At 70.9% G+C, this 15,403-nt stretch carries 14 protein-coding genes; 8 read left to right on the top strand and 6 right to left on the bottom strand.

All coding sequences use genetic code 11. The annotated features are described in order from the left end of the window. Positions 1–15 precede the first annotated feature (15 nt). Both ACH4DZ_RS22815 and ACH4DZ_RS22810 read left to right on the top strand, forming a co-directional pair. Positions 16–303, top strand: a complete 288-nt coding sequence (locus tag ACH4DZ_RS22815) for a YiaA/YiaB family inner membrane protein (protein ID WP_267025559.1) — start codon at positions 16–18, stop codon at positions 301–303. Between the two features lie 106 nt (positions 304–409). Further along, positions 410–1,042 (top strand): TetR/AcrR family transcriptional regulator, encoded by a 633-nt coding sequence (locus ACH4DZ_RS22810; protein ID WP_398289109.1) that lies wholly within the window; start codon positions 410–412, stop codon positions 1,040–1,042. A gap of 383 nt (positions 1,043–1,425) precedes the next feature. On the opposite strand, the gene ACH4DZ_RS22805 is transcribed toward ACH4DZ_RS22810, so the two are convergent. Continuing rightward, entirely contained in the window at positions 1,426–1,887 is a 462-nt protein-coding gene (locus ACH4DZ_RS22805; RefSeq protein WP_398289107.1) for a MaoC family dehydratase, read from the bottom strand. Positions 1,888–2,009: 122 nt separating this feature from the next. Between ACH4DZ_RS22805 and soxR the strand changes: the two genes are divergently transcribed. Continuing rightward, positions 2,010–2,546: a redox-sensitive transcriptional activator SoxR gene (gene soxR / locus ACH4DZ_RS22800; protein ID WP_398289105.1), complete on the top strand. Its 537-nt coding sequence runs from the start codon at positions 2,010–2,012 to the stop codon at positions 2,544–2,546. Between the two features lie 60 nt (positions 2,547–2,606). Here the strand turns inward: soxR and ACH4DZ_RS22795 are convergent, their stop codons facing one another. Continuing rightward, positions 2,607–3,674: an RNA ligase (ATP) gene (locus tag ACH4DZ_RS22795; RefSeq protein ID WP_398289103.1), complete on the bottom strand. Its 1,068-nt coding sequence runs from the start codon at positions 3,672–3,674 to the stop codon at positions 2,607–2,609. A 172-nt stretch (positions 3,675–3,846) separates the two neighbouring features. Next, positions 3,847–4,605, bottom strand: coding sequence for a 3-keto-5-aminohexanoate cleavage protein (locus tag ACH4DZ_RS22790; protein ID WP_398289102.1), 759 nt, complete (start codon positions 4,603–4,605; stop codon positions 3,847–3,849). 55 nt (positions 4,606–4,660) lie between these two features. Between ACH4DZ_RS22790 and ACH4DZ_RS22785 the strand changes: the two genes are divergently transcribed. Beyond that, on the top strand, positions 4,661–5,182 hold the full coding sequence (locus ACH4DZ_RS22785; RefSeq protein WP_398289100.1) for a hypothetical protein: 522 nt from the start codon (positions 4,661–4,663) through the stop codon (positions 5,180–5,182). Positions 5,183–5,406: 224 nt separating this feature from the next. On the opposite strand, the gene ACH4DZ_RS22780 is transcribed toward ACH4DZ_RS22785, so the two are convergent. Next, positions 5,407–6,015, bottom strand: a complete 609-nt coding sequence (locus ACH4DZ_RS22780) for a hypothetical protein (RefSeq protein WP_398289098.1) — start codon at positions 6,013–6,015, stop codon at positions 5,407–5,409. A gap of 331 nt (positions 6,016–6,346) precedes the next feature. Here ACH4DZ_RS22780 and ACH4DZ_RS22775 point away from each other — a divergent pair, with 331 nt between their 5' ends. After that, positions 6,347–9,136 (top strand): penicillin acylase family protein, encoded by a 2,790-nt coding sequence (locus tag ACH4DZ_RS22775; RefSeq protein WP_398289096.1) that lies wholly within the window; start codon positions 6,347–6,349, stop codon positions 9,134–9,136. Positions 9,137–9,178: 42 nt separating this feature from the next. On the opposite strand, the gene ACH4DZ_RS22770 is transcribed toward ACH4DZ_RS22775, so the two are convergent. Further along, on the bottom strand, positions 9,179–10,519 hold the full coding sequence (locus tag ACH4DZ_RS22770) for a serine-threonine protein kinase (RefSeq protein WP_398289094.1): 1,341 nt from the start codon (positions 10,517–10,519) through the stop codon (positions 9,179–9,181). Positions 10,520–10,711: 192 nt separating this feature from the next. Next, complete coding sequence (locus ACH4DZ_RS22765) at positions 10,712–11,971, bottom strand: exo-beta-N-acetylmuramidase NamZ domain-containing protein (protein WP_398289092.1); 1,260 nt, start codon at positions 11,969–11,971, stop codon at positions 10,712–10,714. 176 nt (positions 11,972–12,147) lie between these two features. Between ACH4DZ_RS22765 and ACH4DZ_RS22760 the strand changes: the two genes are divergently transcribed. The 3 genes from ACH4DZ_RS22760 (at position 12,148) to ACH4DZ_RS22750 (ending at position 15,297) form a co-directional block, all read left to right on the top strand. Continuing rightward, positions 12,148–12,915, top strand: a complete 768-nt coding sequence (locus ACH4DZ_RS22760) for an SDR family oxidoreductase (protein ID WP_398289091.1) — start codon at positions 12,148–12,150, stop codon at positions 12,913–12,915. Then, positions 12,912–14,582 (top strand): class I adenylate-forming enzyme family protein, encoded by a 1,671-nt coding sequence (locus tag ACH4DZ_RS22755; RefSeq protein WP_398289089.1) that lies wholly within the window; start codon positions 12,912–12,914, stop codon positions 14,580–14,582. The genes ACH4DZ_RS22760 and ACH4DZ_RS22755 overlap by 4 nt, the downstream gene beginning before the upstream one ends. A gap of 121 nt (positions 14,583–14,703) precedes the next feature. Further along, a complete protein-coding gene (locus tag ACH4DZ_RS22750) occupies positions 14,704–15,297 on the top strand; it encodes a TetR/AcrR family transcriptional regulator (protein WP_398289087.1) in 594 nt (197 codons plus the stop codon). Positions 15,298–15,403 lie beyond the last annotated feature (106 nt).

Below are 15,403 nucleotides of genomic sequence, written 5' to 3'. Positions count from 1 at the left end.
GCCGACTCTGGTCGCATGAGTGAGACACAGGTCAAGCAGCAGTCCACCGCCGCGTTCTACGGCCAGGCGGTGCTTTCGTTCGCCGTCGCCATCGTCGCCACCGCCATCGGCATCTTCAAGCTGGAGGCCGACACCTGGGTGCGCGCCTTCCTGGGCATCGCCGTGCTGTACCTCGTGACCTCGGCGTTCACCCTCGCCAAGGTCATCCGGGACCGGCAGGAGGCCGGGCAGATCGTCAGCCGGGTCGATCAGGCCCGCCTGGAGAAGCTCCTCGCGGAACACGACCCCTTCGACAAGCTGTGAGGCTCCGCAGGCTGTGAGGTCGTGCGCCTCTGAGCGGGCACTCTAAGCGCTCGCTCAGCATCGGAGGTATGGTGTTCGTTCTGTCACTGGAAGGGGCGAACGGGCGATGAGTACGGCGGAGGAGACGGCCGGCGGCGAGCTGCAGCCGTGGGCCGAGGTCACCCCTGACGCGGCCAGGCGGCTGCTCGTCGCCGCGGTGGAGGCCTTCGCCGAGCGCGGGTACCACGCGACGACGACCCGTGACATCGCGGGCCGGGCGGGGATGAGCCCGGCCGCGCTCTACATCCACTACAAGACCAAGGAAGAGCTGCTCCACCGGATCAGCAGGATCGGCCACGAGAAGGCCCTCGACATCCTGCGGACCGCGGGCGCCCGCGAGGGCAGCCCGGCCGAGCGGCTCGCCGACGCGGTGAGTTCCTTCGTCCGCTGGCACGCCGGCGGACGCACCACCGCGCGGGTCGTGCAGTACGAACTGGACTCGCTCGGCGCCGACGCCCGCGCGGAGATCATCGCTCTGCGCCGCCAGGTCGACGCGGAGGTGCGCGCGATCATCGAGGACGGCGTGGTTGCGGGCGACTTCGACGTTCCCGACGTGCCGGGCACCACGCTCGCGGTGCTTTCCCTGTGCATCGACGTGGCCCGCTGGTTCAACGTGAACGGCCCGCGCACGCCGGAAATGGTCGGAGACCTGTACGCGGACCTGGTCCTGCGCATGGTCGGGACACGCCCCCACGCCTAGGGGCAGGAGGCTGCCGCCGGCCGGGGATTGTCTGCGGGTCCACTGTGGCCGGCGGCGCAGTTCCCCGCGCCCCCAAAAACCGAACGCCCACCCCCCAGGGGTGCGGGCAACGGCGCGCCCAGCCCCCACGGACCCACAGCCAACCCCCAACCGGCACCAGCCCGCTTTTAAGGGGCGCGGGGAACTGCGCGCTCAGCCCCCACCGAGCCCGCAGTTAAAACCCGACCGGCACCAGCCCGCTTTTAAGGGGCGCGGGGAACTGCGCGACCGGCCCCCACGGACCCGCAGCCAACTTCCGACCGGCGGCAGCCCGCCTTCAAGGGGCGCGGGGAACTGCGCGATCGGCCACAACGGGCCCGCAGGCACCCCCGCGGCCCGGTCCGTCAGAAGTAGTACCGGGACACCGACTCGGCCACACAGACCGGCTTCTCCCCACCCTCCCGCTCCACGGCGAAGCCGACAGCCACCTGCACCCCACCCGTCACCTCATCCACCGCGATGATCTTCGCCGTGGCGCGCAGCCGCGACCCCACCGGCACGGGAGCCGGGAAACGGACTTTGTTCGTCCCGTAGTTGACGCCCATCTTCACACCCTCGACCGCGATCAGCTGAGGTCCGAACAGCGGCAGCAGCGACAACGTCAGATACCCATGGGCAATGGTCGTCTTGAAGGGGCCAGTCGCCGCTTTCTCCGGATCCACATGGATCCACTGGTGGTCACCCGTGGCCTCGGCGAACAGATCGATCCGCTTCTGGTCGACCTCCACCCAGTCGCTGTACCCCAACTGCTCACCCACCGCCGCCTTCAGTTCGTCGGCGGACGCGAAGATCCTCGGCTCTGCCATGTCCCTGGCCTTTCCCGTCGCTGCGTTGCTGAGCAATATCCCTAAGCAACTGCTTAGCATGGTCGCAGCGAGGTCCCCTGTCAACGGACCGCAGGGGTGACGGACTGGGTAGGGTTCGAGGGGTGCCCCAGATTCCCGAGACCATCCATGAACTCACGGTCGGCCAGTTGTCGGCCCGCAGCGGAGCCGCCGTCTCGGCCCTGCACTTCTACGAGTCCAAGGGCCTGATCAGCAGCCGTCGCACCTCGGGCAACCAGCGCCGCTACCACCGTGACGCCCTGCGCCGGGTCGCCTTCGTACGGGCCGCGCAGCGCGTCGGCATCCCGCTGGCCACGATCCGTGACGCCCTCGCCGAACTCCCCGAGGAGCGCACACCCACCCGGGAGGACTGGGCCCGGCTCTCGGAGGCCTGGCGCTCCGAACTCGACGAGCGCATCAAGCAGTTGGGCCGTCTGCGGGATCACCTCACGGACTGCATCGGCTGCGGCTGCCTCTCCCTGGAGAACTGCGTCCTGTCCAACCCCGACGACGTCTTCGGCGAACGCCGGAGCGGCTCCCGCCTCATGGTCGAAGGCACCGGACAACGCGTACGCCGGACCCCGGACCCGCAGCCGGACCAGCAGCCCGAAGGGAACCCGGAGCCCGGAACCTGCCGCTGAGGCAGTTCCCGACCCCCCCGTGCCCCGGACCGCCGAGCCCTACCCCCCCGGGTGCCCCCGTCACTCGTACTCCGTGCCGCCCTTGCGGATCAGGTACGCCGGGCTGACCGCCTTCGCGACCGCCCGGCCACCCGTCAGCGGGCTGTAGCGCTCGGTGGCGGGCCGGATGACGACCCCCTCGCGCAGATGGATCCCCTGCCCCGAGACGGTCTCGCGGCCGGAGGCGAACTCCAGTACCCGCCCGATGTCGTACGGGCCGGTGTACAGCCTGGGTACGAGCGGCAGTTCGCCGGTGAGCAGGTCGTCCGCGTCCAGCCAGCGGACCTCGCCGTCGATCTCCGCGGACACGTCGAACACCGCGTACCCGAGGGTCTCGCGGCGGCCGTCGGCGCCGTACGTCAGGTCCTGGACGCCCGCCCCGTACACCTCGCCGAAGACGCCGACGCGGCGGGCCCCGAGCCGCTCGGCCAGCCGGGCCGCGACCGCCGCGACCCCGTGGCCGTGGACCGCACGCCAGTACAGGTTGCGCGGGTCCTCCTTCAGGGCCAGGCGTTTGGCGCCGAAGCCCTTGGAGGAGACCTGGACGCGGTCGTCCTCGGCGAAGTAGGTGAGCAGACAGGCCGTGCCGTGCAGCTTCTCGGTCAGGACCACCTCCTCACCCGGGGTGAAGATGCCGGGATACCGCTGGATGTTCTCGATGTCGACCCAGGGCAGCAGGTCGGGGGCCGCCTCGATCTCGCCGTCCATGGTGGGAGGGACGGGCGGTACCCACTTGGTGACGCCCAGCCGTTCCGCGAAGTCCGTGCCGTCGGCGGCGGCCCGCGCCAGGTCCACGTCGGCCAGCGCGCTCGGCCGGCAGACGATCCCCTGTGACAGCTCGCCGCGCAGCCGGACCGCCTTCACCCGGTCCGAGCCGCTGCCCGCGAGACGCCCGGTGAGCCCCAGTTCCGCTATCAGCTCCTGCGGCAGCACGGACTGTTCCGGGATGTAGACGGCGCTCTCGCCGGTGCGGTACGCGCCCTTGGCGACCACGGCCCGGTACAGGCCCACCTGGGCCAGTTCGAGCGCGTCGGCGTTCGGATGCTCGTGGACGGTCAGTACTTCGGCGGTGACGCGCAGCGTCGACATGGTGGGGCTCCTCGGGGGCTCACATGGTGCTCAGCCTGGTCTCATCGCCTTCCACTGTGCGGACGGGAAAGGGGTGGAGCGACGGGTTTTGGGGCTGCTATGACCGCCGGCCCCACCGCCGCCGAGCCCACCTCATCGCCACCGAGCCGACCTCACCGCCACCGAGCCGACCTCACGGCTGTCGGCCGCAAGGCCCCGCATCGGAGCCGGATCCGGAGCCGGCTCCGTACCGGACCAGTGCCTCCGTCACCAACTCGGCGTTGGACGTGGCCCGTCGGCCGTCGGGGAGGGTCAGCGTGTCCTCCAGGCCGATGCGGGTCGCCAGGCCGAGGCGCGCGGCGAGGGCCAGTACGGGCCAGGTGCCGCCCTCCTCGCCGTGCAGCAGGACCGGGCGGCCGTGCGCGGCGCCGATCGCGGCCAGCAACCGGCGGGCCGTGTCCTCGGCCGTGTCCGGATCGGGGTCCGTCACCTCCGCCAGGACGCGCAGCACCCGCGGACCCAGCGGTGACGCCGCGAACCGCGCGGCCCCGTCCGTGCCGGACCAGATGCCCGCCTCGACGCCCACGCCACGCTTCAGAAGCGCGGCGGCGACCTCCTCGGCACCCGGCTCGTGCCAGTTGACCGAGGCGTGGTCCGGCAGGACGCTCCACTCATGGACGCGTGCGAGCCGGGCCGCGGGGTCGGGCTCGGCCCAGGCTCCGGTGGTCACCCCGACGGGGACGGTCACCCTTGTCCGGATTTCGTCCAGCGTCGCCGCGACCGCCTTCGCCGACAGGGTGTCCTCTCCACAAGGGGACTTGGGATGCACATGGATGTCCGACGCCCCGGCCGCGACGGCTTCCGCGGCGGAGCCGGCCATCGCTTTCGGCGACAGCGGCACGAGCGCGCCGTCGCCGGACCCGCGCCCCCCGTTCACACAGACCTGGACCATGTCCCCGATGGTGCCAGGCGGTACCGACAACCGGAGATCGAAAGGGGAACAGGCAATGAGCCTGGTCATCTGTTCGCTCAAGTGGGAAGCCGCGCACACGGGGGCCCAGCGGGTCACGTACGACAGCGACGGGTACCACCTCGTGCGCTTCCCGTACGTCACGGGCGAGGAGCAGTACGACCGCTGGAACATGCACGACCCGGGGCAGGGCGGCGGCGCCGCGTCGGCGTTCCCCGACGCCCGCTCGGGTCTGATCTGGCCGAGCCACGACGGCTGGGGAGTCCTGTCCGCGCTGGTCTTCTGGGAGGCGGACGCCCGCGGCCTTGAGTACCGGGCGCGCTTCGTGCGCGACCCGCTGAACCTCACCACGGCGGGCTACAACTCGACGGCCACCACCGACTTCGGGCCCACCCGGGGCGGCCAGTACCGCTCCTACATGTGGCAGATGTTCGTCCACCCGGGCACACCGGTCGGCCTGAAGGTGTCCGTACGCGGCGCGGGCGACGCGAAGATCTCCGCACCGCTGATGTGCGCCGAGTTCAAGCTCGCCATCCACACCGACGTCAAGGTCCCGTAAGCATGTACCCGGGGGTGCGGCTCCTCCGGCGCACCCCCGGCGTTGCGCTAGGGCGTGTTTCGAAAGTAGCGTCGTCCGCCCGGAGGGCGGGCCCGGCGGCGTCAGGTGCGTGCTCTCGGCGTGCCGGGCGCAGACTCTCGTACTGGACGTACTTGGGTCTGCGCCCGGTGCGGTGAGAGTGCGTGCATGGCGTCGCCGGGCAGACGGGACTTTCGAAACACGCCCTAACCCGCGACCGCCATGAGGAGGCGTCCCCGGCGGCATTCCGCCAGCGCCTCGGAGGTGAGGACCGGGCGGGGGACCACGATTCCGCAGGCCGTGCAGACGGGGCCGGAGGACGGTTCGTGGGCCAGGTCGTACTTCCAGACGAGGCGCTCGCCCGAGCAGACGGGGCAGACGGCGCCGGGCTCCCGCTCCAGGGCGGCGATCAGCCGGCGCAGCACCTCGGCCAGCGGTTCATGGGGATGGATCCCGGGGTCGTCGCACCAGGCGACCCCGAAGCCGCCCCAGGTGAGCCGGTGCCAGTCGTCCACGCTGCCGGGGCTGCGCAGACCGTCGTGCTTCTCCTTCTTGCGGCGCTGGGCGAACCCGGCCTCGTAGGTGAGCCAGACGGAGCGGGCCGCCTCCAGTTCGTCCAATGCGGCCACGAGCCGCACCGGATCGGGGGAGCGGTCCTCGGGGTCGAACCCGGCCCGGGAGCACAGATGATCCCAGGTCGCCCGGTGACCGTAAGGAGCGAACCTCTCAAGGCACTTGCGCAGTGAATAGCGCCGCAGTGCCAGATCGCTCCTCGGGTCGCGCACCTGTCTCGCCAGACTGCGGAATCCCGCCATCGCCCTGCACCTCCGTCACACCTGCACCTGTACTTCGGTCACTTCGGCGTCGTCGTCGTAAGGACGTCGCCGAATAGACGTATCGACACGCGATTCGGCTCCATCTGATTTTCGGCGACCGCCATAAAACCGCCAATCAACCTGTTATCGGCCATCCGCAAGACGGTTGTCAGTCGTCTCTCGGGTCATTCCCGGCCGTCGTCCGGTGGCGGTCGGCGGCCCCGGCGGGGCTCCGTCGGCCCCTCCGGCGCCGAAAGTGACGCATGTTCATCTTCTAACCCGGGGATACCGGCAGTAACATCCCGCCCACCCCCGTCGTGAGGAGTCAGCCATGCCCCGGCGTATCCCACGCACCATCCTCGACAGACTGAGAACTCCCCGCAGATTCCCCAAGTTCCTCATGGGCGCCTCGGTATGCGTTCTCATTGCCGGTCTTTTGTCACCGCTTTCCCAGGCGGTCGCCGCCGACACCCCCGTCGCGGCGGCGAACGACTACTGCGGCAGCCAGTGCTCGGACATTCTCCCCGCAGGTCAGAACGGCAACGCGACCCTCGCCGAGATCCTTCTCAACCAGGCTTTCGGCACCCAGCCCGCCCACGCGGACGATCAGCTGGCGCCCTACGGCAATCTGGCGTCCGGCTATTCCGCGCTCACCGACGCCAAAATTAATGAATTCTTCAGGGACGCGTCGTTCGGGGTCCCCGCCGACCAGGTCGAGTCCACCCTGAAGCCCGCGGGACGCACGGACGTCACTATCGTCCGCGACAAGAAGACCGGCGTGCCGCACATCACAGGCACCACCCGCTACGGAACCGAGTTCGGCGCCGGTTACGCCGCCGCCCAGGACCGGCTGTGGCTGATGGACGTCTTCCGGCACGTCGGGCGCGGCGGGCTGACCCCCTTCGCGGGCGGCGCCCCTTCCAACCAGGGTCTGGAACAGGAGTTCTGGCGCCACGCCCCGTACACCGAGGCGGATCTGCAGGCGCAGATCGACAGCGCCGTCGCCGGCAACGGCGCCCGGGGCCGGCAGGCGCTCGCCGACGTCAGGGCCTACCTCGCCGGCATCAACTCCTACATAGACGCCTCGGACAGCGGCCGCTACTTCCCCGGCGAGTACGTCCTGACCGGCCACAAGGACTCGGTCACCAACGCCGGGACCATCGAGCACTTCAAGGAGACCGACCTGGTCGCCCTGGCCTCCGTCATCGGCGCGCTCTTCGGCTCCGGGGGCGGCGGAGAGGTCAACAACGCCGTCTCCCTGCTGGCCGCCCAGTCCAAGTACGGCGTGGAGGAGGGCACCAAGGTCTGGGAGTCCTTCCGCGAGCGCAACGACCCCGAGGCCGTACTCACCGTCCACAACGGTGAGAGCTTCCCGTACGCCACCAAACCGGCCACCCCGCAGGGCGCCGCGCTGCCCACCGCGGGCACGGTGACCGAGGAGCCACTGGTCCACGACCGCACCGGCAGCGCGGCCACCGCCAAGGCCACCGGGACGTCCGCCTCCGCGACGGCGAGCGCACTCAGCTCGGCCAAGCGCGGCATGTCCAACGCCCTCGTGGTGAGCGGCAGGAGCACGGCGAGCGGCCACCCCATCGCCGTCTTCGGACCGCAGACCGGCTATTTCGCGCCACAGCTGCTCATGCTCCAGGAGATCCAGGGACCAGGCCTCAGCGCCCGCGGCGCCTCCTTCGCGGGCCTGAGCATGTACGTCGAACTCGGCCGCGGCCAGGACTACGCGTGGAGCGCCACGACCTCCGGCCAGGACATCATCGACACCTACGCGGTCGAGCTGTGCCAGGACGACACCCACTACCTGTACCGCGGCACCTGCACGGCCATGGAGAAGATCGAGCAGACCAACGCGTGGAAGCCGACCACCGCCGACAGCACCCCCGCGGGCTCCTACCGCATGCAGGTCTGGCGAACCAGGTACGGGCCGGTCACCCACCGGGCCACGGTCGACGGCAAGAAGGTCGCGTACACCACGCTGCGCTCCTCCTTCCTGCACGAGGCCGACTCCATCATCGGCTTCCAGATGCTCAACGACCCTGATTACGTGAAGAGTCCGCAGACCTTCCAGGCGGCGGTGCAGCACATCAACTACACCTTCAACTGGTTCTACGCCGACTCGCAGCACACCGCCTACTACAACAGCGGTGACAATCCCGTACGCGCCGACGGCGTCGACGCCGAGTTCCCGGTCTGGGCGCAGGCGCCGTACGAGTGGAGGAACTGGACGCCGGCGACGAACACCGCCGACTACACCCCGGCCTCCGCCCACCCCAACTCGATCGACCAGGACTACTACATCTCCTGGAACAACAAGCAGGCCAAGGACTACACCACGGCTCCCTGGGGCAACGGCTCCGTCCACCGCGGCGACCTCCTGGAGGACCGGGTGCGGAAACTGGTGACCGCGGGCGGGGTGACCAGGGCGTCGCTCACCAAGGCGATGGCCGACGCGGCGCTGGCCGACCTGCGCGCCGAGGACGTACTGCCGAAGCTGCTGCAGGTGGTCACCAGTTCGCCGGTCACCGACACGACGGCCGCGGCGGCCGTGACGAAGCTGTCCGACTGGGTGACGGCGGGCGCCAGGCGCAAGGAGACCGCGGCCGGTTCGAAGGCCTACGCGAACGCCGACGCGATCCGCCTCCTCGACGCCTGGTGGCCCCTGCTGGTGAAGGGCGAGTTCGAACCGGGCCTCGGCAGCGGCCTCTACACCGCGATGACCGCCAACCTCCCGGTGGACGAGGCCCCTTCGGCGGGACACGGGCCCACCGGATCGCACGCCGGCAGCTCCTTCCAGTACGGCTGGTGGAGCTATGTCCACAAGGACCTCCGGGCGGTGCTCGGCGAGTCCGTGCAGGGCGGCCTCGCCAAGCCGTACTGCGGCGGCGGCAGCCTCAGCGCCTGCCGGGACATCCTGATCGGCACGCTCAGGACCGCCGCAGGCAGAACCACCGCCCAGGTCTACCCCGGCGACGAGCTCTGCTCGGCGGGCGACCAGTGGTGCGCCGACTCGGTCAACCAGCGCACGCTGGGCGGCATCAAGCACGGGAAGATCAGCTGGCAGAACCGGCCGACCTACCAGCAGGTCGTGGAGTTCACCTCACACCGCTGACGTACACGTCGGCGAGGTGAGTACGTGGGTCCTGGCGGCGGGTCAGCGGATGCGGCCCGCCGCCAGGACCACCTGGGCCAGTTCCCGGTGGCAGATGTCGCTGTGGGCGCCCGCCGGGGCGCCGCCCCGCCGGACCACCGCGGACGCGTCGATGTTCACGCACCCCGAAGCGGGCAGTCTCGCCCGCAGCGCGTCGGCGAGCGTGAACGTCCTCGTGCCGGACACCGCCTGCAGCCCGTCGTGGCCCAACGCCCCCCACCTGGGGCCGAGAAGACGGGGAAGGGCGAGGTCGGCGGCCGTCCGGTCGTCGTCCGCCGTCCGCGAGGCCAGCGGGTAGACCGTGCCGAGCGCCGAGTCGAACCGGGAGAAGCAGCAGACCAACGGCCCGTCGATACGGTCCTGTTGACCGTGGAGCACACCGCTGTGCCGTACGTCGTGCGGGAGGCGCCCCGAGAACGCGTAGTGCGAGAAGGCCGCCTGGAGCAGCGTCACGGACTTCACGGTCCGCACCCCCTTGGGCAGTCCGCGCAGTGCGAACGACACCAGGCGCCCGCCGAAGCTGTGCCCCACGAGATGCACCCGCACCCCGGGCGCCGTCTGTGCGAGCCGCCCGACCAGCCGCCCGAGCCCGCGCTCGCCGACCGTGCCCGCACGGCGCTTCATCGCGAAGTACGCCGCCTGCCGCAGCAGTTCGTGTGCCCCGTCCCAGGCGCGCGCGAGGCGGGGCGCGGCCCGCGCACCCTCTTCCGCGGATTCGGCGCCGGCGTCCTCCGCCAGTGCCCGCGCGAACTCCCGGCAGGTCCGCGCCGTGTCCCCGAGGAACATCCGCGGATCGTTCGGGGTCGCGGACGGGGTGCCGGAATCCGTCAGGGTGTCCGCGGCGAACGCGGCGCCCGGCGCCTCCGGCCGCAACTCGACGAGCAGCCGCACCAGCCGCCCGTACTCCTCCAACGCGGCGTCTCCCTCCGGCTGTTGGTCGAGCATCCGGGCGAGCTGGTCGATCAGGGTGGCCCGGCCGGGGAAGGCCGTGAGCAGGGCCCCGCGCGTGCCCTTGTCCAGTGCCGGGCCCACGGACACCGCGGCGACGCTCCGCGCGAAGTCGGGGATCGGCTCGTCGGTGAACCGCATCGACGGCCACAGCACGCCCACGTATCCGAGGCGGGCGTTCGGCGCGAGGGCGGGGAGGGGTTCGAAGAAGCGGCTGTAGAGCCGGGTCGCGGTCGGACGGTCGTTGTTCCAGCCGTGCGCGAACACGACCAGGTCCTTGACACCCCGGTCCACCACCTCCCGGAGCAGCCGGTCGCGCTGCCGCGCGTCCACGTCGCCGTCCGCGTCGAACGTCAGCTCCCAGTAGGGAGTCACGCCCACTTCAGGATCCGCCATGACAAGCCCCCTTCGGCCTCCGCGACCCGCGCGATGTGCACGTAATCGTCCCGCCGACCGGGGGAGTTGACCAGGGGCCACGTCCAGTCCGACCAGCCCGAACTCATGTCTCGGCGGATGATCCAGAACGGGTGGTCCAGGATAGGGGATCCGATACGGGTGGGCTGCCACGGCCCATCGGGAGCGGCCGTCTCAGCGGTACAGGAGGTACTCCTTGCGTACGCGCCGGAACGCGGCCAGCTCGTCCTGCCAGCCCGCCACGACCTCGTCGGCCGTCGCGCCCGCGTCGATCATCGTGCGCACCAGCGTGGAGCCCGTCAGCTTGTCGATCCAGTTGTCCGGCCGCCAGGCGAACCCGCTCCAGACCTGCTTGGCGGTCACCAGCAGCGCGATCCCGGTGCGTACGGGGTCGTAGGCGGCGCGGTCGTGGACATGGATCTGCACACCCCCGACCGTCCTGCCCTGGAACTTCGAGAACGTGGGGGCGAAGTACGCCTCCCTGAAGTGCACGCCGGGGAGCCCGAGTTGCTCCGCCTCGGCGGCCCACCGCCGGTCGACGCCCTCGGCGCCGAGCAGTTCGAACGGGCGGGTCGTGCCGCGCCCCTCCGACAGGTTCGTCCCCTCGAAGAGACAGGTGCCCGAGTACACGAGAGCGGTGTCGGGCGTCGGCATGTTCGGGCTCGGCGGCACCCACGGCAGCCCCGAGGCGTCGTAGAAGTCCGACCGCCGCCAGCCCGACATCAGTACGGTGTCCAGGGGCACCGGCTCCGCCAGGAACTCCGCGTTGAACAGCCGGGCCAGCTCCGCGACGGTCATCCCGTGCGCCTGCGCGATCGGCTCCCGGCCGACGAACGTCGCGAACTCCTTGTGCAGTACGGGACCGTACGCGCCGCGGCCCGTCACCGGGTTCGGCCGGTCGAGCACCACGAAACGCCTGCCCGCGATCCTGGCCGCGTCCATGCAGTCGTACAGCGTCCAGATGTACGTGTAGAAGCGGGCGCCCGCGTCCTGGATGTCGAAGACGACCGTGTCCACACCGGAGGCGGTGAAGATGTCGGCCAGCGGCTGCCCGCTCTTGAGATACGTGTCGTAGACGGGCAGGCCGGTCGCCGGGTCGTCGTAGCGGCCCTCGGAGCCGCCGGCCTGCGCGGTGCCGCGGAAGCCGTGCTCCGGGCCGAAGACGGCGACGAGGTCCACGCGGTCGTCGGCGTGCATCACGTCCACGAGGTGGCGGGCGTCCTCGGTGACGCCTGTCGGGTTGGTGACGATCCCGACGCGCCTGCCTTCCAGGAGGGCGTAGCCGCTCGCGGCGAGCCGGTCGAAGCCGGTCCGGAAACGGCGGGGCGCCGTTTCCGGGGCGGGAACGGCCGTGGCCGTGGAGGGTGGGCCTGCCGAGACCGCGGCTGCGGTGGTCGTTGCGGCCAGGAGACTTCGTCTGGACAGGCGGCGCATGTGGGGCCTCCGTTCTCGCGGAAGGTTGGCACGTGCACGGTATGGCTTCCGCGGGTCGTTCGTAAGCTGCCGGCCCGTCGTGGCCGGTCGCGCAGTTCCCCGCGCCCCTTACGGGTCGCATACCGACTGGTTAGTCTGGTGGGAGCGGAGCAGAGATGTCGTGTCGAAGGAGACCGATGGTGGAAGCCTTGCAGGATGCCGGAGTGGTCGTCACCGGAGCGGGCGGGGGGATCGGGGCCGCGCTGGCCCGGCGGTTCGCCGCCGCGGGGGCCCGGGTCGTGGTCAACGACCTGGACGCGGTGAAGGCCAGGACCGTAGCCGAGGAGATCGGCGGCATCGCGGTCCCCGGCGACGCCTCCACGATCGTGGCCGAGGCACGGGACGCCCTCGGCGGCACCGTCGACGTCTACTGCGCCAACGCGGGACTGCCCTCCGGCGGCTCCGAGGCGGCCCCCGCGCGGGTCTGGGAGCTCGCCTGGGACGTGAACGTGATGGCGCACGTCCGTGCGGCCGAGGAGCTGCTCCCGGCCTGGCTGGAGCGCGGCAGCGGCCGTTTCGTCTCCACCGTCTCGGCGGCCGGACTGCTCACCATGATCGGCGCGGCCCCGTACAGCGTCACCAAGCACGGCGCGTACGCCTTCGCCGAGTGGCTCTCCCTCACGTACCGCCACCGCGGTCTGAAGGTGCACGCGATCTGTCCGCAGGGCGTCCGCACCGACATGCTCGCCGGCACCGGCAGCGCCGGAGACCTCGTGCTGCTGCCCACCGCCATCGAGCCCGAGGCCGTCGCGGACGCCCTCTTCGCGGGGATCGAGGAGGACCGCTTCCTGATCCTTCCGCACCCCGAGGTCGCCGAGTACTACCGGGCGCGCGCCGCCGACCCCGAGCGCTGGCTGGCGAACATGAACCACATCCAGCAGAAGTGGGAGGCCGACCGCCGATGACCACCACCTCCCTGTACGCCGCCCAGCCCTGGGTCGCCCTCCTCAACGAGGCCCAGCGCGGGCCCGTCAGCCCCGACGACTCGCCCGTGCACGCCCTGCGCCGGGCCGCCGCCCGGACGCCCGACCGCACCTTCCTCGCCTACTTCGACGGACGGCTCAGCTTCCGCGAGGTCGACGAGCTGAGCGACTCGGTCGCCGGGCACCTCGCCGAACGCGGTCTGGAGCGCGGCGACCGGGTCGCCGTCCTGCTGCAGAACAGCCCGCTCTTCGTGCTCGCCGTCCTCGGCGCCTGGAAGGCCGGCGCGACCGTCCTGCCCGTCAACCCCATGTACAAGTCCGGTGAGGTGACCCACGTCCTGCGCGACGGCGAGGTCGCCGCGCTGATCTGCGCCGACCGGGCCTGGGAGTCGTATCTGCGCGACACGGCCGCCGGCTCGCCCGTACGCATCGTGCTGACCGCCTGCGAACTGGACTTCCAGACGCGGGACGACGCGCGCGTGCTGACCTTCGAACGGCTGCCGCAGGCGCCGGACGCCGACGACCTGACGACCGTCGCGAAGGCCGGCCACCGGGCCCCGGCCGACCGCGATCCCGGTCCGGCGGACATCGCGCTCATCAGCTACACCTCGGGGACGAGCGGCGCTCCCAAGGGGGCCACCAACACGCACCGCAACGTCATGTACAACGCCGAGCGCCAGCGCACCGGCCTGGCGCTGCCCGAGGCGCCCGTGTACTTCGCGATGGCTCCGCTGTTCCACATCACCGGCATGGTCTGCCAGTTCCTGGCCTGCCTCAACAGCGGGGGCACGCTCGTCCTCGCGTACCGCTTCGAGTCGGGAGTCGTCCTCGACGCGTTCGCCGAGCACCGGCCGCACTACACGGTCGGACCGTCGACGGCCTTCATGGCACTGGCCGCGCATCCGTCCGTGACGCCGGACCACTTCTCCTCCTTCGTGAACATCTCCTCGGGCGGTGCGCCGCTGCCGCCCGCGCTCGTCGAGAAGTTCCGGGCGGGCTTCGGGCCGTACATCCGCAACGGCTACGGACTCACCGAGTGCACCGCGCCCTGCGCCTCCGTGCCGCCCCACCTGGAGGCGCCGGTCGACCCGGCCTCCGGGACGCTCGCCGTCGGCCTGCCAGGACCGGACACGGTCGTACGCATCGTCGACGACCACGGCCAGGAGGTGCCGTTCGGGGAGCAGGGCGAGATCCTCGTACGGGGCCCGCAGGTCGTGCCCGGCTACTGGCGGCGCCCAGAGGCCACCGCGGAGACCTTCCCTGACGGGGAACTGCGCACCGGTGACATCGGGTTCATCGACACCGACGGCTGGCTCTATGTCGTCGACCGCAAGAAGGACATGATCAACGCGTCCGGCTTCAAGGTGTGGCCGCGTGAGGTCGAGGACGTCCTCTACACCCACCCGGCCGTGCGTGAGGCGGCTGTCGTCGGGGTGCCCGACGGGTATCGCGGCGAGACCGTCAAGGCGTACATCAGCCTGCGGCCCGGCGCGGAGGAGGACCCGGCCGCACTCGCCGCGTACTGCAAGGAGAGACTGGCCGCCTACAAGTACCCGCGGCAGGTGGAGATCCTGACCGACCTGCCGAAGACGGCCAGTGGGAAGATCCTCCGGAGGGAACTGCGCTCGCGTCCGCACGAGGCCTCGTAGACGAACACGGACGAACGCTCGTGGACAAACGCGGACGAACAGGGCGGGGCGCAACCGGAACGCCTTGAACGGCCTCTACAACGTGAACAACACAAAGAACACTGGAAGGCAGGTGGCGGCAGTGCCCAGGACGACGGACGGGGACGGCACGCCCGTTCCGAGGCGGCTGCTGGCCGCCGCCACCCGGCTCTTCGCCGAGCGCGGCTACGACCGCACCTCGGTCCAGGAGATCGTCGAGGCGGCCGGTGTCACCAAGGGTGCGCTGTACCACTACTTCGGCTCCAAGGACGATCTGCTCCACGAGGTGTACGCGCGGGTGCTGCGGGTGCAGCAGGAGCGGCTCGACTCCTTCGCGGACGCCGACGCGCCGGTGGAGGAGCGGCTGCGGGGCGCCGCCGCCGATGTCGTCGTCACGACGATCGACAACCTCGACGACGCGTCGATCTTCTTCCGCTCGATGCACCATCTGAGCCCGGAGAAGAACAAGCAGGTACGGGCCGAGCGGCGGCGCTACCACGAACGGTTCCGCGCGCTGGTCGAGGAGGGCCAGGAGGCGGGGGTCTTCTCCAGGAAGACCCCGGCGGACCTCGTCGTCGACTACCACTTCGGCTCCGTGCACCACCTGTCCACGTGGTACCGGCCCGACGGCCCGCTCACCCAGCAGGAGGTCGCCGACCACCTGGCGGACCTCCTCCTTCGGGCGCTCCGCCCGTAGGAGGCCTTCCGCCGGCCGGTGGGGGCGGACGCCAAGGATTGCGCAGTTCCCCGCGCCCCTGAGCCCCTCAGGGGCGCGGGGAACTGCGCAATGGGGGGGTGCCACC

The sequence above is a fragment of the Streptomyces sp. NPDC017991 genome, assembly GCF_044328075.1.
Taxonomy (GTDB): Bacteria; Actinomycetota; Actinomycetes; order Streptomycetales; family Streptomycetaceae; genus Streptomyces.
Note: the sequence above shows the minus strand (reverse complement) of the source record. Positions and strands in the feature narration are given on the sequence as shown.